Here is a 21,550-nt window from a genome sequence, read left to right as displayed (position 1 = left end):
GGGGGCTGACGTTTCACAGTCTCGAAAGCGCACGTATCAGCGCCGCTTCAAAAGCGGCGCTGCCCGGTTTCATTGGTTTCCGGCGGCAGGCACGTAGACATAGCCGACGTTGCGCACGGTCTTGATGACCTCCGGCTTGTCGGGGTTGCGCTCCACCTTGCGGCGCAGCCGCATGACGCGCAGGTCGATGCTGCGGTCGAACACGTCCCAGCCGCGGTTGTGGGCCTGCTCCATGATCTGGTCGCGGTTCAGCGGCCGGTTGGGGTGGCGGGCAAACAGGGCCAGCAGGTCGAACTCGGCGGCCGTGATGTCGATCTCGGCGCCGTCGGTGCCGAACAGCTTGCGCTGGGCCATGTCCAGCTCGCAAAGGCCGAAGGCGACGCGTTCGGGGTCGGGCTCGACAGGCGCCGGCGCGGCCGTGACCTGCAGGCGGCGCAGCACGGCGCGCACGCGGGCCAGCAGCTCGCGCAGCTCGAAGGGCTTGGCGATGTAGTCGTCCGCGCCCACTTCCAGGCCGACGATGCGGTCGATGGCCTCGCCGGCCGTCGTCAGCATCAGCACGGCCAGGCGCGGGTGGGCCTCGCGCAGCGCGCGGGCCAGGGACAGGCCGTTCTCGCCGGGCATGTTGATGTCGAGCACGGCCACGTCGGGCACGCGCTCGGCCACCTGGGCACGGGCAGCGGCGGCGTCCTCGGCCTGCATGACGTCGAAACCGTTGCGGCCGAAGTACTCGGCCAGCAGGGCACGCAGTTCGGGCTCGTCGTCGACGAGCATCACGGTGGGCTTGGTGTCTGGCATGGCGACGAATGATAGGCAGGCCGGCGTTGTTTCAGGGGTTGGCCGCGCGGGGCTGAAACAAACGCAACACAGAGGCCACGCCGTGAAGCGGTACTGAAACGGTGGCCGCCGACAGTACGTTCACCGACAAGGAGCAACCCCATGAACTACCGCAGCGACAACCCCGACACCGACTGGCCCGACACCATGTTCGTCACCTACCGCAGCGAGGCTTTCGCCGAAGACCTTGAGGGCCTTGACGACACCGCCCCGCCCGCCGCTGGCTGGCGCCCCCTGGAGATGCTGTTCGCGGCGCTGCCGCTGCTGTGCGTCTTCGCCCCCGTCGCCGACGCCTGGCGTCAACTCTGAAAGGCCCCCGCCATGACCCCGCAACAGATCGACCTGATCCGCAGCAGCTTCCAGCCGCTCAAGCCCCTGGCCGCCACGGTGGCCGAGGCCTTCTACGCCCAGCTCTTTGCCCGCGACCCGGCGCTGCGCGCGCTCTTCCGCGGCGGTGACATGGGCGAACAGGGCGCCCGGTTGATGCAGATGATGAGCGCCGCCATCGACCTGCTGGACCGCCCGGCCTCGCTGCGCCCCGTGCTGCTCAAGCTCGGCCAGCGCCACACCGGCTACGGCGTCGCCGAGGCCCACTACGCCAGCGTCGGCGCCGCACTGCTGGACACCCTGGCCGCCGGCCTGGGCGACGGCTTCACGGCCGAGGTGCGCGAGGCCTGGACGACGATGTACGGCCATGTCGCGCAGACCATGCAGGAAGGTGCCGCCACGCCCGCCGAGTCCATGGCCGCGTGAGCGTCTTTATCATCGGCCGCGCCAAAGGGAGGGCTCTGGAGAGCTCTGGAGAGCGCAGCGATGACCGATGACTTCCTGTTTCACCCCGCACCGGATGCCGGCGTCGGCGAGCTCAGCGGCGTGCTCAAGGCCACGCTGCCGCTGCTCGGCCAGCTGCTGGCGGCCGTGCCGGCCCGCGTCGTCGTCATCGACGTGAACGAGCGCCTCGTCTGGGCCAACCACGAGTTCTTCAAGTTCACCGGCCTGCACCCCAAGCAGGTGCTGACCCAGCCCATCGGCCGCATCCTGGGCGACATCGCCTACGCGGCCTACACGGCGGTGCGCCAGCGCCTGTCCACCGGCGAGACCGTCGCCTGGGAGGGCTGGACCCAGCTGGCCGGCGTCGGCCGGCGCTACATGCGCGAGCACCTGGTGCCGGTGGACTGCCGCGACGGCGTGCCCCAGGCCACCATCGCCATCAGCCTGGACCTGACCGAGCTCAAGCTGCGCGACGCCGAGCTGTCGGCCAAGGTTGACGAGCTGCAGGCAAGCGAGGCGCTGAAGTCCTCCATCTTCGACCACGCGATGGTGGCGCTGGTGTCCACGGACGAGACCGGCCGCATCGTCGAGTTCAACCCGGCGGCCGCGGCCATGTTCGGCCTGGCACGCGACGAGGCCGTGGGCCGCCTGGTGTCCGAGGTCATGATCCCGCCACGGCTGCGCGCCGCGCATGACGCCGGCATGGCCCGCGTCACGGCCGGCGGCGAGCGGCGCGTGATGGGCCAGCGCGTCGAGATGCCCGCCCTGCGCGCCGACGGCAGCGAGTTTCCGGTGGAGATGGTGCTGTGGCGCACCGACGTGGGCGGCCAGGCCTTCTACACGGCCTCGCTGTTCGACCTGTCCGAGCGCCAGACGGCGCAGAGCGAGATCGAGCGCCAGCGCGAGGCCCTGCGCCAGAGCGAGAAGCTGACGGCCATGGGCAGCCTGCTGGCGGGTGTGGCCCACGAGCTGAACAACCCGCTGTCCATCGTCATGGGCCGCGCGGCCCTGCTGGCCGAGAAGATGAGCGGCGACCCGCGTGCCACCGACGCCCAGCGCATCCACGAGGCCGCCGAGCGCTGCGGCCGCATCGTGCGCACCTTCTTGAACATGGCGCGCAGCCGGCCGGCCAACCGCAGCGAGGTGGCGCTGAACGACCTCGCCACGGCCGCCGTCGACATGCTGGGCTATGTGCTGCGCAGCCACGGCATCGCCGTCACGCTGGACCTGCTGCCGGGCCTGCCGCCCGTCAAGGCCGATGCCGACCAGGTCGGCCAGATCGTGCTCAACCTCATCGTCAATGCCCAGCAGGCCCTGGGAGCGCGCGACCATGGCCGCCGCCTCACCGTATCCACCGGCGTCGCCCCCATGACCGACGGCGACCGGCGCCGCACGCCGCGCGTCTGGATGCGCGTGCGCGACAACGGCTCCGGCATCGCGCCCGAGCTGCGCGAGCGCATCTTTGAGCCCTTCTTCACGACCAAGAGCGAAGGCGTGGGCACAGGCCTGGGCCTGGCCGTGTCGCGCTCCATCGCACGCGACCACGGCGGCGAACTCACGCTGCAGGACGACGGCAGCGGCGCCTGCTTCTGCCTGCAGCTGCCCGTCAGCGGCGAACCCGAAGTGAGCGAGACCGAGCCCGCACCCCTGCCCGAGACCGACGAGTGCAGCGCCCGGCTGCTCATCGTCGACGACGAGGCCGAGATCGCCGAGCTCATCGGCGAGATGCTGTCCGGCGCCGGCTACGAGGTCATGACGGCCGAGTCCGGCGCGGTTGCGCTGGCCATGCTGGCCGAGGCGCGCTTCGACGCCATCGTCAGCGACCTGCACATGCCCGACATCGACGGTGCCCAGCTCTGGCGCGAGGTCAAGGCACGCCACCCGGCGCTGGCCCGGCGCATGCTCTTCGTCACCGGCGACACGCTGTCGCCCATCGCCCGCCAGTTCCTGCAGGAGGCGCGCTGCGACAGCCTCAACAAGCCCTTTTCCAAGCCAGAACTGCTAGCCCGCATCACCGCGCTTCTACAGCCCTGAAGACACCGTTCAGCCGCCCATAATCGCCGGCACAAACTGACGGAGACAAGCCGATGAAGCGACGCACCCTGCTGCCTGCGCTGTTGAGCCCGTGGCTCGCAAAGGCCCAAGGCAACAAGCCCTACACCTGGATCGTGCCCTTCCCCGCCGGCGGCGGCACCGATGCCTTCGCCCGGCCGCTGACGGCCCTGCTGACCAAGCAGATGGGCCGTCAGGTCCTCATCGACAACAAGGGCGGCGCCGGCGGCACCGTGGGCGCCACCATCGCGGCCAAGCTGGCGCCGGACGGCAGCAACTTCTTCATGGGTGCGGTTCACCACACCATCGCGCCGTCCATGTACCCCAAGCTGGACTACCGGCTGGAGGACGACTTCATCCCCGTCGCGCTGCTGGCCAGCGTGCCCCAGGTCATCGTCGTGCACCCGGGCCAGGTGCCGGTGACCGACCTCAAGGGCCTGCTCGCCACCGTGCGCGCCAAGCCCGGCAAGCTCAACTACGGCTCGGCCGGCAACGGCACCTCCCACCACCTGGCCGGCGAGCTCTTCAAGCTGCAGACCAAGACCTTCATCACACACATCCCCTACCGCGGCGCCGGCCCGGCCCTGCAGGACCTGATCGCCGGCCAGGTGGACCTGATGTTCGACGGCCTGGGCTCCTCGGCCACCCACATCAAGAGCGGGCGCATCAGGGCGCTGGCCGTGGCCGGCAAGCAGCGCGCCGTCGGCTTCCCCGATGTGCCGACCGCGGCGGAAGCCGGCGTGCCGGGCTACGAGGTGTCGACCTGGTACGGCCTGTGGGCGCCCAAGGGCACGTCCAAGGAAGCCATCGCCGTGATGCAGGCCGAACTGCGCAAGGCCTATGCGACGGACGACATCCGCAACATCTGGCACGGCCTGGGCGCCGAGACGCCCAACCTCTACGGCGACGCCTTTGGTCAGTTCGTCAGCGCGGAGATCAAGCGCTGGGCGGAGGTGGTGAAGCGCTCTGGGGCCAAGCTGGACTGACGCCAAGATGAATCTGTACTCGGCTTTGCGCGCCGGCTTCCCGGCCGACCTGGGCACCACCGCCATCGACGCCGATGGCGCCCTCTATTCCTGGCGCGACCTGGAGCGCGGCAGCGCGATGCTGGCCAACTGGCTGGGCCAGCTCGCCCTGCCCGCCGGCAGCCGCGTCGCCGTGCACACGGACAAGAGCGTCGAGGGTCTGCTGCTGTATCTGGCCGTGCTGCGCGCCGGCCTCGTCTACCTGCCGCTGAACCCGGCCTACCAGGCCAGCGAGCTGGAGCATTTCATCCAGGACGCGGCGCCGGGCGTCGTCGTCTGCGCAGGCAAGAACTTCGGCTGGGTCAGCAAGCTGGCCTTCCAGCGCGGCGTGCGCTGGGTGTTCACGCTGAACGACGACCGCAGCGGCACGCTGCTGGACCGCGCCGTGCAGATGAGCGACGTGCACGAACCCGTGCCGCGCGAGGCGGGCGATCTCGCCGCCATCCTGTACACCAGCGGCACGACCGGGCGCAGCAAGGGCGCCATGCTCAGCCACGGCAATCTGCTGTCCAACGCCGAGACGTTGAAAATTCATTGGGACTGGCAGCCGAACGACGTGCTGCTGCACGCCCTGCCCATCTTCCACGTGCACGGCCTTTTCGTCGCCTCGCACGGCGCCCTGCTGAACGGCAGCAAGATGCTGTGGTTCAACAAGTTCGACGCCGCCGCGGTGGCGCGCCGCCTGCCCGAGGCCACCGTCTTCATGGGCGTGCCCACGCTCTACGTGCGGCTGCTGCAGGAAAAGCACCTGGACACCCGCCACATCCGCCTCTTCATCAGCGGCTCCGCGCCGCTGCTCATCGAGACCTGGCGCGACTGGCAGGCCCGCACCGGCCACCTGATCCTGGAGCGCTACGGCATGAGCGAGACGCTGATGCTGACCTCCAACCCCTGCAAGCCGCAGGATGGTGAACGCATCGGCGGCACCGTCGGCCCGGCCCTGCCCGGCGTGGGGCTGCGCATCGTCGATGACGCGGGCCAGCCCTGCGCGGTGGACGAGATCGGCCACGTGCAGGTGCGCGGGCCGAATGTGTTCAGCGGCTACTGGCAGATGCCGGAGAAGACGGCCGAGGAGTTCACGGCGGACGGCTGGTTCAAGACCGGTGACGTCGGCCGCGTGGATGCGGGCGGCTACCTGACGCTGATCGGCCGCAGCAAGGACCTCATCATCAGCGGCGGCTTCAACGTCTACCCTGCGGAGATCGAGGGCTTCCTGAACGAGTTGCCGGGCGTCGGCGAGTCGGCCGTCATCGGCGTGCCGCACCCGGACTTCGGCGAGGCCGTGGTCGCCGTCGTCACGCCACGTGGCGCCGACCTGCCGGACGCCGAAGCGCTGATCAAGGCGCTGAAGGCCCGCATCGCCGGCTTCAAGGTGCCCAAGCGCGTCATCGTCGCGGCGGAGCTGCCGCGCAATGCGATGGGCAAGGTGCAGAAGAAGCTGCTGCGCGAGCAGCAGGCCGGCCTGTTCACCCGTTGATTGGCGCCGGCGCCGACTGCCGAAAAACGTTCGCCGGCGACGCCTCGCGGCGCACAATGAACCGCAACCCCAGCCGCCGATGAGCGCCGCAATCCCGACCGCTGAACCGCCGCCCGAAGCCGAGCCCCTGCGCCTGGCGCGCCGCCGCCGCGGGCGCGAGCGCGCCTTGCTGCTGGCACCGGCGCTGGCTTTCGGCTCCGTCATCCTGACGATCTGGGCCCTGGTGGGTTGGTATGTCGTCGAGCAGCCGCGCGAGCTGCTGGCCCGGCAGCGCGAGGAACTCGCCTCCGGCGTGCGCGCCGTTGCGATGCAGACCGAGCCCGTGCTGCGCCAGGCGGAAAGCGCGCTGCGCGGCGTCGACCTCTGGGTGCTGAACCGGCGCGACGACCGGGCGCGAGACGACGCCGCGCTGGCCCAGTTCGCCGACACCGTGCGCAGCGGCTCTCGCAAGCTCGTCGACATCGTCCTCGTGTCGTCCAGCGGCAAGGTGCGCCGCCTGCAGTCGGCGCCCGGCGACGACGACGCCAGCATCGCCGGCACGGCCGCCTTCGACCAGTTCGCCGGCATCGTGCCCGAGGGCTTCGCCGTCGGCCTGCCGCTGCGCCTAGGTGGCCCAAACGACGACGGCCGGCTGCACCTGCCGATGCTGATGCGGCTGTCGCGGCCGCTCGACGACTACACCCTCGCCGTGGCCCTGGTCGACATGCAGCGGCTGCAGGATGCGCAGGGCCTGTTCGTGCCCATACCGCCGGCTTCCCTCGTCATGCTGCGCGGCGACGGCCTGGCCCTGTCGCGCCGGCCGGAGGCGCCGGGCTTCGTCGGCCGCAACCTCTTCGAGCAGTTCCCGGCCGCGCGCCGCGAGCTCAGCGATGCCGAGGGCTTCTTTGCCAGCAGCGGCGCGGCGAGCGACGGTCGCCCGCGCATCGGGGCCTTCGTCACGCTGCCCGACTTCAACGTCAAACTGATGCTGTCGGGCACCGAGGAGGCGGCCCTCGTCTCCCACTGGCGGCAGCGCACGCTGGTGCTGGTGTTGGCGGGCGCCGTCACGCTGGGCCTGATCCTGCTGGCCCGCTGGCTCCACCTGCTGCAGCGCGCCGCGCGGCTGCGCGAGGCCACGCTGCAGGCCACCAGCAACGCGATGCCGCTTGGCCTGTTCCGCACCGACGAGACCGGCCGCATCGTCTACGTCAACGACAGCTATCTGCGCGTGCATGGCCTCAGGCGCGAAGACATCGAGTGGGGCTGGACCACTCTCGTGCAGCCCGAGCAGCGCGACATGCTGATCCAGCGCTGGAAGCACCAGATGGCCCATGGCGAGCCCATCGACATGGTGCGCAAGATGAAGCGCGGCGACGACGGCCGCATTCGCTGGATCTCCGTGCGCACGGCGCCGCTGTTCTTCGACGGCAAGGTCGCCGGCCAGGCCGGCACCGTCGAGGACGTGACCGAGCGCGGCGAGCAGGAGAAGGCCCGACAGACGCTGACGGCCATCTTCGACATGACGCCCGACTTCGTCTGCCAGGCCAGCGAGCAGGGCCAGGTGACCTACCTGAACCCCGCGGCCAGGGTGCGGTTGGGCATGGCGGCGGATGCGCCGCTGGACGACTCCCATATCGCCGACTACTTCTCGGCCGAGCAGCTGGACCTCTACGAGAAGCTGGTGCTGCCCGAGGCCATGCGCGAGGGCCACTGGCGCGGCCGCATCGGCCTGGAGCTTGGCCGCACGCGGGTGCCGATGGACTGCCTCGTCATCATGCACCGCGACGTACGCGGCCGCATCGAGACCGTCTCGGTCATCCTGCGCGACATGTCCGAGCAACTGCGCGCCCAGCGCGAGCGCGAGCGCAGCGAAGCCATGCTGCTGGCCGTCGCCCACACGGCGCGCGCGCAGTTCCTTGTCGGCGACACCGAGGCGCGGGTCATCTTCTTCAACGCGGCTTTTGAGGAGCAACGCCGTGTCGAACTCAAGGACTGGGTCGGCCGGCCGCTGGCCGAGCTGTTCGGAACGCAGGACTACGCTGTGCGCGCGCCGCTGATCGCCAGCGCGCTGGCCGGCGACACGCAGCGCCTGGACATTGCCGACGGCAGCGAACGCGACAGCCGCAGCTTCGACGTGCAGTACGCGCCGCTGCGCGTGCAGAGCGGCAAGATCGAAGGCCTGATCGCCATCGAAGTGGACGTGACCGAGGCGCGCCGCGAGGAGGCGCGCTTGCGGCTGGCCTCGCAGACCGACGCACTGACCCAGTTGCTCAACCGCGCCGGCTTCGAGGAGGGCGCGCGCGGCGTGCTGGCCGCACCGCCGGGCCAGCGTCTGGGCCTGCTCTACCTCGACCTGGACCGGTTCAAGCCCGTCAACGACCTGCACGGCCACCCGACCGGTGACGCGCTGCTGAAGGCGGTTGCCCTGCGCCTGCGCCACGCGCTGCGCCCGGCCGACCTGGTGGCGCGCCTGGGTGGCGACGAGTTCGCCGTGCTGCTGCCGCACGTGCACGAGCCGAGCGACGCCGCGACCGTGTCGAACAAGCTGCTGCACGTGCTCAGCACGCCGTATCACATCGGCGAGCTGGAGCTGGAGATCGGCGTCAGCATCGGCTATTGCGTCGCGACGGCGGGCGCCGTGGAACTGGAGGCGCTGGTGGCCAGCGCCGACGCCAGCCTCTACGAAGCCAAGCGCGCCGGCCGCGGCTGCTGGCGCGGTGGTGTGATCTAGGCCGCCACGCCGTTCTTGATCTGGCTGAGCGCCAGCTGCAGCACGCGCGCGTCGCTGCTGGCGCGGTGGCGGGTCAGGCGCTGGCGTTGGCGCACGGTGTCGACGACACCTCGCCAGCGCGGGGCCTCGGCCTCGCTGAGCAACAGGCGCAGATCGTCCAGGCGAAAGTTCTGCCGCAGGCCCGCGGCGTCGTACAGGCGCGCCAGCCAGGGGTAGTCCTGGCCCCAGCCGTCGCAGTAGACGGTCTGGCCCGCGAGGCGGGCATTGAGCTGCTCGGCCATCCAGCGCACCGACCGGCCGTGGCGGCGCAGCAGCTCGCGGCTGATGCCGTGCAGGGCTTCGGCGCCCTCGTCCCAGTGCAGCCATTCGGGCTCCGGAACGACCAAGCCGCAGAACAGCGCGCCCTCGGCGGTGCAGAAGCCGACTTCGATGGGATAGCTGCCGCGGCCGAAGCCCGAGGCCTCGATGTCGAGAATGGCCGGCAGTTGCATGCGCCGAGTATCAAACGGCTGGACGCAAAAGTTACACAGGGTTGTCGATCACCTGCTCGCTCTCGAACAGCTGCAGCGCCGCGCGGCCGACCTGGCGGGTGTCCCACCAGGCGTAGGCGCCGACGCCGGCAGCGCCGACCAGCGGCACCCAGCGCGACAGCACCCGGCTCGCCGCTTTCTTGCCCAGGTGCATGCCGATGGCCTCGGCCACGCGCTGCAGCAGGACCTGGGCGGCCGGGCGCACGATGAAGCGTTCGCCGACGCGCACCGACAGGTCGCGCAGCGCCTGCGCGGCCGTGTGGCGGAACAGGCACCACAGCATCTGCGTGGGGCCCAGCTCGGCGCTGCGGCCGTAGAGCGCCGCGATATCGGCCACGAGCTGGCGCTGGATCTGCCAGACGGCCAGCATCTCCGGCGCGATGGTGGCCCAGCCCAGCGGCCCGGGCGGCAGGGCCAGCGTGCCGGCCGCCAGGGCCGCCTTGGTGGCTGCGCTCTCGATGGCCCGCGCCGCGGCATCGGCCGGGCGCGGGCTGGGCACGCAACCAGCCTCGGGGGGCTCCGTCACCAGGGCCAGCACCCTGTCGCTCAAACTCACATCGCTTCCCATCTCCGTACTCCGTGTGCCTTCGCTGCGTCATTAGTGCACAAACGCGCCTTGCGCTGAGTCAACAGAATGGCACAGACTCGCACACAGCGCATGCCCTGAGAGCCACGATGCGCAACCTGTCGCGTGACCGACGCGTTACGCCGCATCAACCCAAGGGAGCCTCACGGATGAACCTCCTCACCAACCTCCGCATCGGCCGGCGCCTCGGCTTCGCCTTCGCGATCTCCATCGCCTTCACCGTGCTGATGGCCGCCTATGCGCGCACGGCACTGATCCGGGTCAATGACGAACTGGAGATGATGGTCAACGACCGCATCGTCAAGGTCCAGCAGATCGAGCAGATCAAGGACAACGTCAACCTGACGGCGCAATCTGTGCGCAACGTGCTGCTGCTGCCCAACGCGGAGGCCAAGCGCAAGGAGCTGGCTGTCGTCGACACCGTGGCCAAGGCGAACGCAGAGGTGTTCGAGAAACTCGATGCCAGCATCAAGTCCGAGCGCGGCCGCCAGCTGATGGCAGCGGCCCTGCAGGAGCGCACCCGGTTCGTTGCCTCGGTGCGCAAGGTCATCGACCTGGGCGTGAAGGACGAGACGGAAGCGGCGCGCGACCTGTTGCTCGGCGAGACCCAGAACCTGCAGGTCCAGTACTTCAAGGCGCTGGAGACGCTGATCGACTTCCAGAAGGAGCTGATGCACCAGGCTGCCAAGACAGCCGACGACACGGTGGACTTCGCGGCCATTGCCGTCGTGGTGGCCGCTGTGGCCGCCGTGGCCATCGGCGCCGCGATGGCGCTGCTGATCACCCGGTCGGTGGTGACGCCGATCCAGCAGGCCGTCAGCGCCGCCGAGACGGTGGCCGGCGGCGACCTCCGCCTGCGCCTGAACATCGACCGCAAGGACGAAGCCGGCCAACTGCTCGGCGCGCTGCAGCGCATGAACGATTCGCTGGTGGGCATCGTGCGCTCGGTGCGTGGCAATGCCGACAGCGTGGCCACCGCCAGCGGCCAGATCGCCCAGGGCAACGCAGACCTCAGCCAGCGCACCGAGGAACAGGCCAGCAACCTGCAGCAGACAGCGGCGTCGATGGAAGAGCTGAGCGCCACCGTCAAGCACAACACCGACACCGCCCGCCAAGCCGCCCAACTGGCCGACAGCGCCGCCCGCGTCGCCGAGACCGGCGGCCAGGTCATGGGCCAGGTCGTCGACACGATGGCGCAGATCACCACCAGCTCCAAGAAGATCGGCGACATCATCGGCACCATTGACGGCATCGCCTTCCAGACCAACATCCTGGCGCTGAACGCCGCTGTGGAAGCAGCCCGCGCCGGCGAGCAGGGCCGCGGCTTCGCCGTCGTGGCCGGCGAGGTGCGCCTGCTGGCCCAGCGCAGCGCCGAGGCGGCGCGCGAGATCAAGACGCTGATCGGCGCCAGCGTCGAGCGCGTGGAGGCCGGCAACGGGCTGGTCGGCGAGGCCGGCCGCACGATGGGCGAGGTGGTGGGCCAGGTCAGGCGCGTGGCCGACATGATCAACGAGATCAGCGCCGCCAGCGGCGAGCAGAGCAAGGGCATCGGCCAGGTCGGCGATGCCGTCAACCAGCTCGACCAGGTCACGCAGCAGAACGCCGCCCTCGTCGAGGAAAGCGCAGCGGCGGCCGAGAGCCTGAGCGCCCAGGCCAAGCAACTGGCCGAGACGGTCGCGTCCTTCAAGCTGGACGCGGTGGCGGCCGAGCCAAAGCCGGCTAAGCCGACGAAAGCCGCCGCGCCCAAGTCCAAGCCCGCCACCGTTGCCAAGGCGCCAGCCAAGCCCCGGCTCGCACCGGCCGTGGCGCGCGTTGCACCCGCGGCGCCTGCCGCCGCCGCGGACGACGAGTGGGCGTCCTTCTAGGGCCTGTTATTGAGCGAACATGGGGCCTCCAAACCCAGGAGCCCCAACGATGCAGACCGTTCCCTGGCGCGGCGTCTTCCCCGCCGTCACGACCAAGTTCCATGCCGACGAAAGCCTCGACTTCACAGGCACGGCACGCCACATCGATTTCCAGATCCGCAACGGCATCCACGGCGTCGTCTGCTGCGGCTCGCTGGGCGAGGCCAGCACCCTCGCGCTGGACGAGAAGCTCGCCGTCGCGCGCTGCGCACTCGATGCAGCCAACGGCCGCGTACCGGTGCTGGCCACCGTGTCCGAAACCAGCACGCGCGAGGCGCTGCGCTTCATCGAGGGCGCCAACGCGCTCGGCGTGGCGGGCTACATGGTCATGCCCTCGGTCATCTACGTGGCCGACGCACGCGAGGCCATGGCCAACGTGCGCACCTACGCCAGCGCGGCCCAGCGGCCGCTGATGGTCTACAACAACCCGGTGGCCTACCGGGTGGACCTGAAGCCCGAGCACTTCGCCGAACTGGCTGACTGCGAGCACATCGCGGCCATCAAGGAAAGCAGCGGCGACGTGACCCGCATCACCGACCTGCGCAACCTGCTGGGCGACCGCTACCAGCTCTTCATGGGCGTGGACGACCTGGCCTTCGAGGGCCTGGCCCTGGGCTGCGACGGGCTGCTGGCCGGCGTGGGCTGCGCCTTCCCGCGCGAGACGGTGGCGCTGTTCAACCTGATGCAGGAAGGCCGCTGGGACGAGGCGCGCGCCATCTACCGCTGGATGACGCCGCTGCTGCACCTGGGCGTGTCGACCAAGCTGGTGCAGAACCTCAAGCTCATCGACCTGTTGGTGGGCGTGGGCACCGAGCACATGCGCCGCCCGCGGCTGCCCGTCATCGGCGCGGAGCGGGAACACATCGAAGCCCTGGTAGCCAAGGCCCTGGCGACGCGGCCGGCGCATTGCCAATCGCAGCCATGACGCAGCGCATCCAGATCATCGACTCGCACACCGGCGGCGAGCCGACACGCGTCGTCATCGCCGGTTTCCCCGACCTGGGCTCCGGCACGATGGCCGAGAAGCGCGAGCGGCTGGCCCGCGAGCACGACCGCTACCGCCGCGCCACGCTGCTGGAGCCGCGCGGCAGCGAGGTCCTCGTCGGCGCCCTGCTCTGCCCGCCGCAGGACCCGGCCCACACGGCCGGCGTCATCTTCTTCAACAATGCCGGCTATCTGGGCATGTGCGGCCACGGCACCATCGGCCTGATCGCGACGCTGGCCCACCTGGGCCGCATCACACCGGGCGAGCATGTCGTCGAGACGCCGGTCGGCAATGTGCTGGCAACGCTGCACCAGGACGGCCGGGTCAGCGTGCGCAACGTGCCGGCCTACCGGCTGGCCACCGGCGTCACGGTCGAACTGCCCACCGGCCAGACGGTGACCGGCGACATCGCCTGGGGCGGCAACTGGTTCTTCCTGTGCGCCGACCACGCCCAGCCCGTCGCACCCGCCCACGTGGCCGCGCTGACCGACTACGCCGCGATGCTGGGCCAGGCGCTGCACGAGCAAGGCCACCGCGGCGCGGACGGCGCCGTCATCGACCACATCGAACTGTTCGCCGACGTCGACCCGGCCCTGGCCGACTCGCGCAGCTTCGTGCTCTGCCCCGGCCGCCAGTACGACCGTTCGCCCTGTGGCACGGGCACCAGCGCCAAGCTGGCCTGCCTGGCCGCGGCGGGCAAGCTGGCCGCCGGCGAAGTCTGGCGCCAGGCCAGCGTCATCGGCAGCGTCTTCGAGGGCTGGTACGAGCGCGACGGCGCCAGCATCGTGCCCACCATCCGTGGGCAAGCCTTCATGACCGCCGAGGCGACCCTGCTGATCGAGCCAGATGACCCTTTCGGCTGGGGACTTCCGGCCTGATTCACCTGCGCTATCGCGGGGATTGAAATTTGGGGCTGCAACGCGGCGGCCGCAGCGGCAAACTGGCAGCGTTGCTGGAAGGAGTCGCTGCGCATGCCGTCGGAGCAAGCCACCCTGTCCCGGCCCGAAGGGCCCAAGCCGCAATCAGCGCCGCAGCCACCGCCCGTGCTGCGCGAACTGCTCGCTCGCGCCGACGTGCAGATCAACGGCACGCGGCCCTGGGACATGCGGGTCAACGACGCACGCACCTACCGCCGCATCCTGTCGCAATGGTCGCTGGGTGCCGGTGAGGCCTATGTCGACGGCGACTGGGACTGCGAGCGCCTGGACATGATGTTCGAGCGCCTCATCCGCGCCAATCTCGACCGCACCGCCCCCGCCAGCGCCAGGCTTAGGCTGCTGCTGGAAAGCCTGCGCCAGCGCCTGTTCAACCTGCAGAGCGAGGCCCGCGCCCGCCAGGTGGGCGAGCACCACTACGACGCCGGCAACGACGTCTTCGAGGCCATGCTGGACTCGCGCATGATCTATTCCTGCGCCTACTGGGCCCATGCCGAGGACCTGGAGCAGGCCCAGGCGGACAAGCTGGCGATGATCTGCCGCAAGCTCGAGCTGAAAGCCGGTGAGACGCTGCTGGACATCGGCTGCGGCTGGGGCGGGCTGGCGCGCCATGCGGCCGAGCACCATGGCGTGCGCGTCACCGGCATCACCGTCAGCAAGGAGCAACTGGCCCTGGCCCAGGCGCGCTGCGAAGGCCTGCCCGTCACGCTGCTGCTGCAGGACTACCGGTCGCTGCAGGGTCGCTTCGACAAGATCGTGTCGGTCGGCATGTTCGAGCACGTGGGGCAGAAGAACTACGGCGCCTACTTCGACACCGCCCGCCGCCTGCTCGCGCCCGACGGCCTCTTCCTGCTGCACAGCATCGGCGTGGACCGGCGAACGCCGCACACCGACCCCTGGATCGAGCGCTACATCTTCCCCAACGGCAAGCTGCCCTCGCCCGTCGAACTGGCCGGCGCCGTCGAAGGCCGCTTCATCGTCGAGGACTGGCACAACTTCGGCCCCGACTACGACCGCACGCTGATGAGCTGGGCCGAACGCTTCGAGGCCGCCTGGCCGCGCCTGGCGGCCCGCTACGACGAGGGCTTCCGGCGCATGTTCCGCTACTACCTGCTGAGCTGCGCCGGCTTCTTCCGCTCGCGCCAGGGCCAGCTCTGGCAACTGGTGCTGAGCCGGCCGGAGCGGCGCGGCGCCTATCGTTCCTTCCGGCCTTAGAGCGCGACGGTGCGACCCACGAACAGGATGGGACCGGTGGGTTTGCTGATGGGCGAACCGGCCTCGGGCTCCAGCGTGATCTCGAACAGCTGCTGCGCGCCCACGGCGGGCAGGCGTGACACCGGCATTTCCACCGTCTGGCCAGCACGCACCAGGCCCAGCGAGGTGGGGCCCGCCGCACCTTGCGCCTTGGTCCAGAACTGCAGCGCCCGGCCGGGCGGCACGGGCGGCGTGTCGCCCACCGGCACGAGGCGCAGCGCGCCGCCCGCCTGCACTTCAACCACCCAGCCGGCCACATGGCGCTCGTCCGGGCTCTCCAGCAGCGCCACGTAGCGAGCGCCGTCCGCTGCCGGCAGCGGCGCGAGCAGCCGCAGCGCCAGCAGCAGCGACGCGGCCGCGCCGACCGCGCTGAGGCCTTGCCAGAAGCGCAGGCCTTGCCACCACGGTGGGCGGGCCTCGGCGACTTTGCGCGGTGGCAGGCGGCTGTCCAGCGTGCGCGACAGGCGCGTCCAGACCGAGCCCGTCGGTTCGGCGGCAGGCGCCTGGGCGCTGAGCGAAAGCAGGCTGTCCTGCCAGGCGTACACGTCGGCGCGCAACGCAGCGTCGTCCGGCAGCGCGGCATCCACGGAGGCGTGGTCGTCGGCGCTCAGGGTGCCCAGCACATACTCGCCGGCAGCCGCGTCACGCTCGAGGGGGTCGCGCAGGTCGATCACGCCAGGCACTCCTTGAGGCTCGCCAAGCTGCGCTTGATCCACGACTTGACCGTGCCCAGCGGCGTGTTCAGCCGCGCGGCGATCTGCTCGTGCGTGTAGCCATCGACGAAAGCGTGCACCACGCAGGCGCGGCGCGGTGCGTCCAGCCGCTGCAGGCAGCGCTCCAGACTGTCGGCGTCGAGCCCGCGGCCGTCGTCCACGGGCTCGTCGCGCTGCTGCGCGTCGGACAAGGCGGTCAGCTCCGTCACGTCCATTACCTGCAGGCGGCCGGGCTCGCGCACGGCTTTCAGTGCCGCGTGGCGCACCACGGTGTAGATCCAGCCGCGCGCCGAGCCCAGCGCGGGCTGGAAGCTGGCCGCGTGCTCCCAGACCTGCACGAAAGCGTCGTGCAACACGTCCTCGGCGCGCTCGCGGTCGCGCACGATGCGCAGCGCCACGCCCAGCAGCCAACGTGCCTCGCGTTCGTACAGCGCGCGCAGCGCAAAGCGCTCGCCACGCGCGCAGGCCAGCAGCGCGGCTTCATAGTCGAACGTCGATGGCGTGGTGGGCAAGGGCGGCTGGGGTGGGGTCAAGTCCGTGTGGACTCTACCCGGCGTCGAGCGACCCGCTTTGCGGGCCGAGCGCCGGGCCGCTCCCAAGCCGGCCCGTCTTGGGCGATGTGCTTGCCGGTCGATCCGGCGAGCATCGCCGTCCCCTCGGGGGACCGGCCAAGGTACTCCTTGGACGAGGGGCCTCATGTCATCAGGCTGCTTTCCAGAAGATGTAGTCGGCCTGGTACTTGACCACTTCCTTGCGGCCCATGGCGGCCGCGTCGCAGGGCAGCGCCGGCGCCACGCCGCCCTGAGTAGCCACGCGCTGCACGTAGGTCACGTCCAGCATCGCGCCGGGGCCGGAAGCCGGGTTGGCCTTGACGAGCTGCAGCGGGATGCTGCCCTGCATGGCCGGCGCCACGGCCACCTGCGTGCCGGTGATGCGCGAGCCGTCGTTGGACGCCCAGGTGGCTGGCGGGCCGAAGTACGTGCCCTGCTTGGCGCCGGCACGGCTGTTCAGGTCGGCCTTGGGACCGACGAACACCCACTCGAACACACCCGCGGCGTTGGCCTTGGCGCGGCACTCGTAGGTGATCTCACCCACGCCGACCGTTTCCATCGCCACCCGGTGGCCGGCCGGCACCTTGACGGCGTCCGGCAGGGCGGCCTGGCTGAACACGGGTGCGGGCGGCGCCATGTTGGCGCAGGCGGCCAGGCCGAGCACGGTCGCGAGGATCAGGGCGGTCGGGGCAATCTTGTGCATGTTGAATCTCCAGAAGGGGGTGGAACACGGGATGTGGCCGCAGCTCACCCTCTCACTAGCCACCAGCCGGGCCTTTGGATGCAGGGCCTCAAAAAAATATTCCAGCGCCCTGCCTGGGGCTTTCCTGGTGGCCGCGGCGCCGGGTTGCGCGCAGCATGGCCCCTGCCCCCAAAGACCCAAAAGCCCCAAAAGCCCCAAAAGCCCCAAAAGCCTCCCAGGAGCCGCCATGCCCCGCATCCGTCTGTTGCTGCCCGCTCTCGCCCTGGCGGGCACAGCCGTGCTGGCCGAGGCGCCGCCGGCCAAGGTCGCGACCTGCCAAGCCTGCCATGGCGCCGCAGGCGTCAGCATCGCGCCGGACATTCCCAACCTCGCCGGCCAGAAAGCGACGTACCTGGCCCGCCAGCTGGAGGCCTTCAAGGCCGGCACGCGCAAGAACGACCTGATGGCCGCCATGGCCGCGCAGTTGACGCCCGACGACATCAAGGCGCTGTCCGCCTACTGGAGCAGCCTGCCGCCCGCGCCAGCCGATGCCACCGCCACGGCGCCGCACGCCGCCACCGTGTCGGCCATGACGCTGCCCAAGGACTTCCCGCAGGCCTTCGTCGAATACAAGCGTGAGCAGGACGAGGCCAACAAGACGCTGACCATCCGCTACGCCAACCGCGCCGCCGTCGATGCGGCGCGCGCCGGCAAGCCCATGCCCGAAGGCTCCGTCCTGCTGTCGGTGAACTACACGCCGCAGATCGGTGCCGACAGCCGCTGGACGCCCGGTGCCGTCAAGACCTACGTCGGCATGGAGACCCGTGCCGGCTGGGGCGAGGCCATCCCGCCGCTGCTGCGCAATGGCAACTGGAACTACGGCGTCTGGGGCGCGGACGGCACGCCGCGCCTGGCCCTGCAGCAGCCGCGCTGCCTGGCCTGCCACCAGCCCAAGGCGGCGGACAGCTATCTGTTCACGCTGGCAGCCCTGAAGGGCGCGGCGCCTTAGTCGTCCCCGCGGCCGATGTAGGCGCGGATGGCGGCGATGCGCCCGTCCGCGTCGAAGTCGAACACGTCGACGACGTAGATCGTGTCGCGGTCGTTGATGACGATCTTCAGCTCGGCAGCCGCGCCACCGGATCTCTCGTAGGCGGCCAGCACGTCGATGGCCAGGCTCTCCACCGACTCGAAGTTCTTGCGCGTCTCGGCCAGGGCCGCCGCCTTGCCGACGACGCGGATCTTCCAGTCGCGCAGCGTGATCGCGTCGGCGAACAGGGCCTCCACGGCGGCGAGGTCGCGGGCGGCGTAGGCGGCCAGGTAGGCGTGTACGAGATCGAGTCGGGCTGTCATCACCAGGTGTCCACGAAGCGGTGGTTGTCCAGAGGCCGGATGATCGCCGAGGCCAGGCCGCGGGCCAGCCAGGCGCGCGTGTCGGCGGGGTCGATGACCGCGTCGATCTCCAGCGTGGCGGCCAGGTTGACGGCCTCGCCGTTGGCGTACTGCTGCGCAACCAGGCGCTTGAACAGCGCCTCGCGCTCCGCGCCTTCCGGCAGCGCCTCCAGCTCCTTGCGGTAACCCAGCCGCACAGCGCCTTCCAGCCCCATCGCGCCGAACTCGCCGGTGGGCCAGGCGATGGTGAACACCGGCCGGTGCAGGCCACCCGCCGCCAGCGCCATCGCGCCCAAGCCGTAGCTCTTGCGCAGCACGACGGCGAAGAAGGGCACGCGCAGCGCGCCGGCCGTGACGAAGAGGCGGCTCACGTGCCGCACCTGCGCCTGCGTCTCCGCGTCGGGCCCGACCATGAAGCCCGGCGTGTCGATGAGGCTGACCAGCGGCAGGCCATGCGCATTGCACAGTTGCATGAAGCGGGCGGCCTTGTCGGCCGCGTCGGCGTCGATGGCGCCACCGAGGTGCAGCGGGTTGCTGGCCAGCACGCCCACCGGCCGGCCCTCGAGGCGGGCCAGCGCCGTGTGGATGCCGGCGCCAAAGCCGGTGCGCAGGAAAAGCGTGCTGCCTTCGTCGAACAGGGCCGGCAGCGCGGCCCGGCTGTCGTAGACGCGCAGGCGGTTCTCGGGCACGACCTCGCGCAGCCGACGCGCGGCGGGCGCCGTCCAGGCGCTGAGCCGTCCCTGGAAGAAGGACAGGTAGTGGCGCGCTGCCGCGACCGCTGCGGCCTCGTCGTCCACCAGCGCGTCGATGACGCCATTCGCGTGCTGCACGGTCGACGGGCCGATCTGCTCGGGCTTGAAGACGCCCAGCCCACCGCCCTCCACCATCGCCGGGCCGCCCATGCCGATGTTGCTGGCGCGGGTGGCGATGATGACGTCGCTGCAGCCCAGCAGCGCCGCGTTGCCGGCAAAGCAGCGCCCGGCCGCGATGCCGACGACGGGCACGCGGCCCGACAGCGCCGCATAGCTTGCGAAGGTCGGCACATGCAGGCCGGCGACGACGGGCATGTCGGTGTCGCCCGGCCGCCCACCGCCGCCTTCGGCGAACAGCACGACGGGCAGTTGCTGCTCGGCCGCGATGCCCAGCATGCGGTCGGTCTTGGCGTGGTTGCGCGCGCCCTGCGTGCCAGCCAGCACGGTCGCGTCATAGGCCATGACGACCGTGCGCGACTTCTCCTCGCCGAAGTCGCGGCCGTTGACGGCGCCAATGCCGGTCACGATGCCGTCGGCCGGCGTGTTGGCGATCAGGTCTTCCGGCGTGCGGCGGCGCGACTGGGCGGCCACGGCCAGCGCGCCGTACTCGATGAAGCTGCCCTCATCGCACAGCTCGGCGATGTTCTCGCGCGCCGTGCGCAAGCCCTGGGCGTAGCGCTTGGCGATGGCGTCGGGGCGGGCGGTATCGAGGGTGAAGGCGGTGCGATCGACCAGGCGCTGCAGGTCCGGGCGGATGCGATCGGGGTCTTGCGCTGTCGCCTCGGCAGCCACGGCGCTCTCGGCCTCCACCGGCTCCAGCGTCAGCAGCAACTGCCACGCGTCGACGAACTGCCCCGGCTCGACGGCCAGCGCGATGACCCTGCCGGCATGAGGCGCGGCGAGCACATGCTCCATCTTCATCGCCTCAACGACCGCCAGCTCGGCGCCCGCTGCCACGCGGTCGCCAACGGCGACGCTGAACTGCAGCAGGCGGCCCTGCATGGCGGCGCGAACCTGCTGCGGGTCGGCGGCGATCTCGCCCGCATCAGGCGCCAGCTCGGCGAGGTGCTGCTCCAGCCAACCGGTGTGCAGCCCGGTGCCGCCCAGCTCGGGCCGCTGGGCCAGCGTGCGCAGCAGGCCCAGATTGGTTGCCAGGCCCTCGATGCGGCATTCGGCCAGCGCCCGCTGCGAGCGCCTGAGCACGCCCGCAAAGCGCGGGCTGGGCGATGACACGACGAGCTTGGCGAGCAGGCTGTCGTAGCGAGGCGATGGCGTGCTGCCGGCAGCGGCGTGCGTGTCCACCCGCACGCCGGGGCCTCGGGCCAGGTCGAAGTGGTCCAGCCGCCCGCCGGATTCGGCATTGATGCGCCACTGGATGGCAAAGCCCTGCGGCTGGGGCGGCTCGGCCAGGCCCAGCTCGGCCAAGCGCCAGCCGGCGGCCACCTGGATCTGCAGTTGCACGAGGTCGAGGCCTGTGACGGCCTCGGTGACGGTGTGCTCGACCTGCAGGCGGGCGTTGGTCTCGATGAAGACGAACTCGCCGCCGGCCAAGTCAACGAGGAACTCGAAGGTGCCGAGGCCGAGGTAGCCCACCGCGCGAGCCATGCGCAGCGCGGCGTCGGTCAGCTGCGCGCGCAGCTCATCGTTCAGCACGGGGCTGGGCGCGATCTCGACGAGCTTCTGGAAGCGCCGCTGCAGCGTGCAGTCACGTTCCCCAAGGGCCACCACGTCATGGCCATCGCCGAGCAACTGCACCTCGATGTGGCGGGCACCGCGCATCAGCCGCTCGACATAGACGCCCTCGACGCCGAACGCCGCGCGTGCCTCGGAGCGGCAGCGCTCGAAGGCGGCGGGCAGCTCGTCCGCCGCCAGCACCGCGCGCATGCCGCGGCCACCGCCGCCGCCAAGGGCCTTCAGCATGACGCCCTGCCCACCTTGGGCTGCAAGGAAGGCCTGCGCCTCGGCCAGCGTCACCTCGCCCGCACTGCCTGCGAGCACGGGCACGCCGCACTGCTGCGCGAGCGTGCGCGCACGGGCCTTGTCGCCAAACAGCGCGAGCTGGTCCGGCGTGGCACCGATGAAGACGAGGCCGGCTGCGGCGCAGGCCTGCGCGAAGTCGGCGCGCTCACTCAAGAAACCGTAGCCGGGGTGGACGGCGTCGCAGCCGGTGCGGCGCGCGACGGCCACGAGGCCGGCGATGTCCAGGTAGGCCGCCGGCCCGGCGGCGGGCAGCGCCACGACCTCGTCCGCCAGCACCGCGCCATCGTCGGCCGCATGGACGGCAACGCTGGCGAAGCCCAGGTCAGACAAGGCCCGCACCACGCGCAGCGCGACCTCCCCGCGGTTGGCGACGAGAACTTTTCTGAAGAGTGAGGCGTCGGTCATGGGCAAGCGAGG

The 21,550-nt window shown here is 70.7% G+C and carries 19 protein-coding genes; 11 read left to right on the top strand and 8 right to left on the bottom strand.

What is annotated here, in order from left to right; translation table 11 throughout:
* Nucleotides 1-69 precede the first annotated feature (69 nt).
* A complete protein-coding gene (locus AC07V5_RS09590) occupies nt 70-798 on the bottom strand; it encodes a response regulator (RefSeq protein WP_495115420.1) in 729 nt (242 codons plus the stop codon).
* 141 nt (nt 799-939) lie between these two features.
* Here AC07V5_RS09590 and AC07V5_RS09585 point away from each other — a divergent pair, with 141 nt between their 5' ends.
* The 6 genes from AC07V5_RS09585 to AC07V5_RS09560 all read left to right on the top strand — a co-directional run bounded on the left by AC07V5_RS09585 (nt 940) and on the right by AC07V5_RS09560 (nt 8,872).
* Nucleotides 940-1,146 (top strand): hypothetical protein, encoded by a 207-nt coding sequence (locus tag AC07V5_RS09585; RefSeq protein WP_495115419.1) that lies wholly within the window; start codon nt 940-942, stop codon nt 1,144-1,146.
* Nucleotides 1,147-1,158: 12 nt separating this feature from the next.
* Complete coding sequence (locus AC07V5_RS09580; protein ID WP_495115418.1) at nt 1,159-1,590, top strand: globin family protein; 432 nt, start codon at nt 1,159-1,161, stop codon at nt 1,588-1,590.
* 60 nt (nt 1,591-1,650) lie between these two features.
* Nucleotides 1,651-3,642 carry a hybrid sensor histidine kinase/response regulator gene (locus AC07V5_RS09575; RefSeq protein WP_495115417.1) on the top strand — a complete coding sequence of 664 codons (1,992 nt, stop codon included), beginning with the start codon at nt 1,651-1,653 and terminating at the stop codon, nt 3,640-3,642.
* Between the two features lie 53 nt (nt 3,643-3,695).
* A complete protein-coding gene (locus AC07V5_RS09570) occupies nt 3,696-4,646 on the top strand; it encodes a Bug family tripartite tricarboxylate transporter substrate binding protein (RefSeq protein WP_495115416.1) in 951 nt (316 codons plus the stop codon).
* 7 nt (nt 4,647-4,653) lie between these two features.
* Nucleotides 4,654-6,162, top strand: coding sequence for a malonate--CoA ligase (locus AC07V5_RS09565; RefSeq protein WP_495115415.1), 1,509 nt, complete (start codon nt 4,654-4,656; stop codon nt 6,160-6,162).
* Between the two features lie 79 nt (nt 6,163-6,241).
* Entirely contained in the window at nt 6,242-8,872 is a 2,631-nt protein-coding gene (locus AC07V5_RS09560; RefSeq protein WP_495115414.1) for a diguanylate cyclase domain-containing protein, read from the top strand.
* On the opposite strand, the gene AC07V5_RS09555 is transcribed toward AC07V5_RS09560, so the two are convergent.
* Nucleotides 8,869-9,363, bottom strand: coding sequence for a hypothetical protein (locus AC07V5_RS09555; protein ID WP_495115413.1), 495 nt, complete (start codon nt 9,361-9,363; stop codon nt 8,869-8,871). The genes AC07V5_RS09560 and AC07V5_RS09555 overlap by 4 nt on opposite strands.
* Nucleotides 9,364-9,394: 31 nt before the next feature.
* Nucleotides 9,395-9,958: a hypothetical protein gene (locus AC07V5_RS09550; RefSeq protein WP_495115412.1), complete on the bottom strand. Its 564-nt coding sequence runs from the start codon at nt 9,956-9,958 to the stop codon at nt 9,395-9,397.
* 179 nt (nt 9,959-10,137) lie between these two features.
* Here AC07V5_RS09550 and AC07V5_RS09545 point away from each other — a divergent pair, with 179 nt between their 5' ends.
* From AC07V5_RS09545 to cfa, 4 genes are all read left to right on the top strand, one after another.
* Nucleotides 10,138-11,853, top strand: coding sequence for a methyl-accepting chemotaxis protein (locus AC07V5_RS09545; RefSeq protein WP_495115411.1), 1,716 nt, complete (start codon nt 10,138-10,140; stop codon nt 11,851-11,853).
* 49 nt (nt 11,854-11,902) lie between these two features.
* Entirely contained in the window at nt 11,903-12,817 is a 915-nt protein-coding gene (locus tag AC07V5_RS09540; protein ID WP_495115410.1) for a dihydrodipicolinate synthase family protein, read from the top strand.
* Entirely contained in the window at nt 12,814-13,755 is a 942-nt protein-coding gene (locus AC07V5_RS09535; protein WP_495115409.1) for a 4-hydroxyproline epimerase, read from the top strand. Before AC07V5_RS09540 ends, AC07V5_RS09535 begins: the two co-directional genes overlap by 4 nt.
* A 93-nt stretch (nt 13,756-13,848) precedes the next feature.
* Nucleotides 13,849-15,027, top strand: a complete 1,179-nt coding sequence (gene cfa, locus AC07V5_RS09530) for a cyclopropane fatty acyl phospholipid synthase (protein WP_495115408.1) — start codon at nt 13,849-13,851, stop codon at nt 15,025-15,027.
* On the opposite strand, the gene AC07V5_RS09525 is transcribed toward cfa, so the two are convergent.
* The 3 genes from AC07V5_RS09525 to AC07V5_RS09515 all read right to left on the bottom strand — a co-directional run bounded on the left by AC07V5_RS09525 (nt 15,024) and on the right by AC07V5_RS09515 (nt 17,033).
* The gene (locus AC07V5_RS09525; RefSeq protein WP_495115407.1) at nt 15,024-15,740 is read right to left on the bottom strand and encodes an anti-sigma factor; all 717 of its coding nucleotides are present in this window, start codon (nt 15,738-15,740) and stop codon (nt 15,024-15,026) included. The genes cfa and AC07V5_RS09525 overlap by 4 nt on opposite strands.
* On the bottom strand, nt 15,737-16,291 hold the full coding sequence (locus AC07V5_RS09520; RefSeq protein ID WP_495115406.1) for a sigma-70 family RNA polymerase sigma factor: 555 nt from the start codon (nt 16,289-16,291) through the stop codon (nt 15,737-15,739). The genes AC07V5_RS09525 and AC07V5_RS09520 overlap by 4 nt, the downstream gene beginning before the upstream one ends.
* A gap of 190 nt (nt 16,292-16,481) precedes the next feature.
* Nucleotides 16,482-17,033 (bottom strand): DUF3455 domain-containing protein, encoded by a 552-nt coding sequence (locus AC07V5_RS09515; protein ID WP_495115405.1) that lies wholly within the window; start codon nt 17,031-17,033, stop codon nt 16,482-16,484.
* A gap of 226 nt (nt 17,034-17,259) precedes the next feature.
* Between AC07V5_RS09515 and AC07V5_RS09510 the strand changes: the two genes are divergently transcribed.
* Nucleotides 17,260-18,021: a cytochrome P460 family protein gene (locus AC07V5_RS09510; protein WP_495115404.1), complete on the top strand. Its 762-nt coding sequence runs from the start codon at nt 17,260-17,262 to the stop codon at nt 18,019-18,021.
* Here AC07V5_RS09510 and AC07V5_RS09505 read toward each other — a convergent pair.
* Nucleotides 18,018-18,362, bottom strand: coding sequence for a nuclear transport factor 2 family protein (locus AC07V5_RS09505; protein ID WP_495115403.1), 345 nt, complete (start codon nt 18,360-18,362; stop codon nt 18,018-18,020). The two genes, AC07V5_RS09510 and AC07V5_RS09505, sit on opposite strands and share 4 nt — an antisense overlap.
* Nucleotides 18,362-21,538, bottom strand: coding sequence for an acetyl-CoA carboxylase family protein (locus AC07V5_RS09500; RefSeq protein WP_495115402.1), 3,177 nt, complete (start codon nt 21,536-21,538; stop codon nt 18,362-18,364). The genes AC07V5_RS09505 and AC07V5_RS09500 overlap by 1 nt, the downstream gene beginning before the upstream one ends.
* Nucleotides 21,539-21,550: the final 12 nt, after the last annotated feature.

Source organism: Roseateles sp. GW821-FHT02E12 (genome assembly GCF_059421665.1).
Note: the sequence above shows the minus strand (reverse complement) of the source record. Positions and strands in the feature narration are given on the sequence as shown.

Coding starts and splice junctions, on each gene's coding strand:
- AC07V5_RS09545 (WP_495115411.1), top strand. CDS start 10,138: ATGAACCTCCTCACCAACCTCCGCATCGGCCGGCGCCTCGGCTTCGCC.
- AC07V5_RS09535 (WP_495115409.1), top strand. CDS start 12,814: ATGACGCAGCGCATCCAGATCATCGACTCGCACACCGGCGGCGAGCCG.
- AC07V5_RS09575 (WP_495115417.1), top strand. CDS start 1,651: ATGACCGATGACTTCCTGTTTCACCCCGCACCGGATGCCGGCGTCGGC.
- cfa (WP_495115408.1), top strand. CDS start 13,849: ATGCCGTCGGAGCAAGCCACCCTGTCCCGGCCCGAAGGGCCCAAGCCG.
- AC07V5_RS09555 (WP_495115413.1), bottom strand. CDS start 9,363: ATGCAACTGCCGGCCATTCTCGACATCGAGGCCTCGGGCTTCGGCCGC.
- AC07V5_RS09510 (WP_495115404.1), top strand. CDS start 17,260: ATGCCCCGCATCCGTCTGTTGCTGCCCGCTCTCGCCCTGGCGGGCACA.
- AC07V5_RS09580 (WP_495115418.1), top strand. CDS start 1,159: ATGACCCCGCAACAGATCGACCTGATCCGCAGCAGCTTCCAGCCGCTC.
- AC07V5_RS09515 (WP_495115405.1), bottom strand. CDS start 17,033: ATGCACAAGATTGCCCCGACCGCCCTGATCCTCGCGACCGTGCTCGGC.
- AC07V5_RS09590 (WP_495115420.1), bottom strand. CDS start 798: ATGCCAGACACCAAGCCCACCGTGATGCTCGTCGACGACGAGCCCGAA.
- AC07V5_RS09540 (WP_495115410.1), top strand. CDS start 11,903: ATGCAGACCGTTCCCTGGCGCGGCGTCTTCCCCGCCGTCACGACCAAG.
- AC07V5_RS09560 (WP_495115414.1), top strand. CDS start 6,242: ATGAGCGCCGCAATCCCGACCGCTGAACCGCCGCCCGAAGCCGAGCCC.
- AC07V5_RS09505 (WP_495115403.1), bottom strand. CDS start 18,362: ATGACAGCCCGACTCGATCTCGTACACGCCTACCTGGCCGCCTACGCC.
- AC07V5_RS09585 (WP_495115419.1), top strand. CDS start 940: ATGAACTACCGCAGCGACAACCCCGACACCGACTGGCCCGACACCATG.
- AC07V5_RS09500 (WP_495115402.1), bottom strand. CDS start 21,538: ATGACCGACGCCTCACTCTTCAGAAAAGTTCTCGTCGCCAACCGCGGG.
- AC07V5_RS09565 (WP_495115415.1), top strand. CDS start 4,654: ATGAATCTGTACTCGGCTTTGCGCGCCGGCTTCCCGGCCGACCTGGGC.
- AC07V5_RS09570 (WP_495115416.1), top strand. CDS start 3,696: ATGAAGCGACGCACCCTGCTGCCTGCGCTGTTGAGCCCGTGGCTCGCA.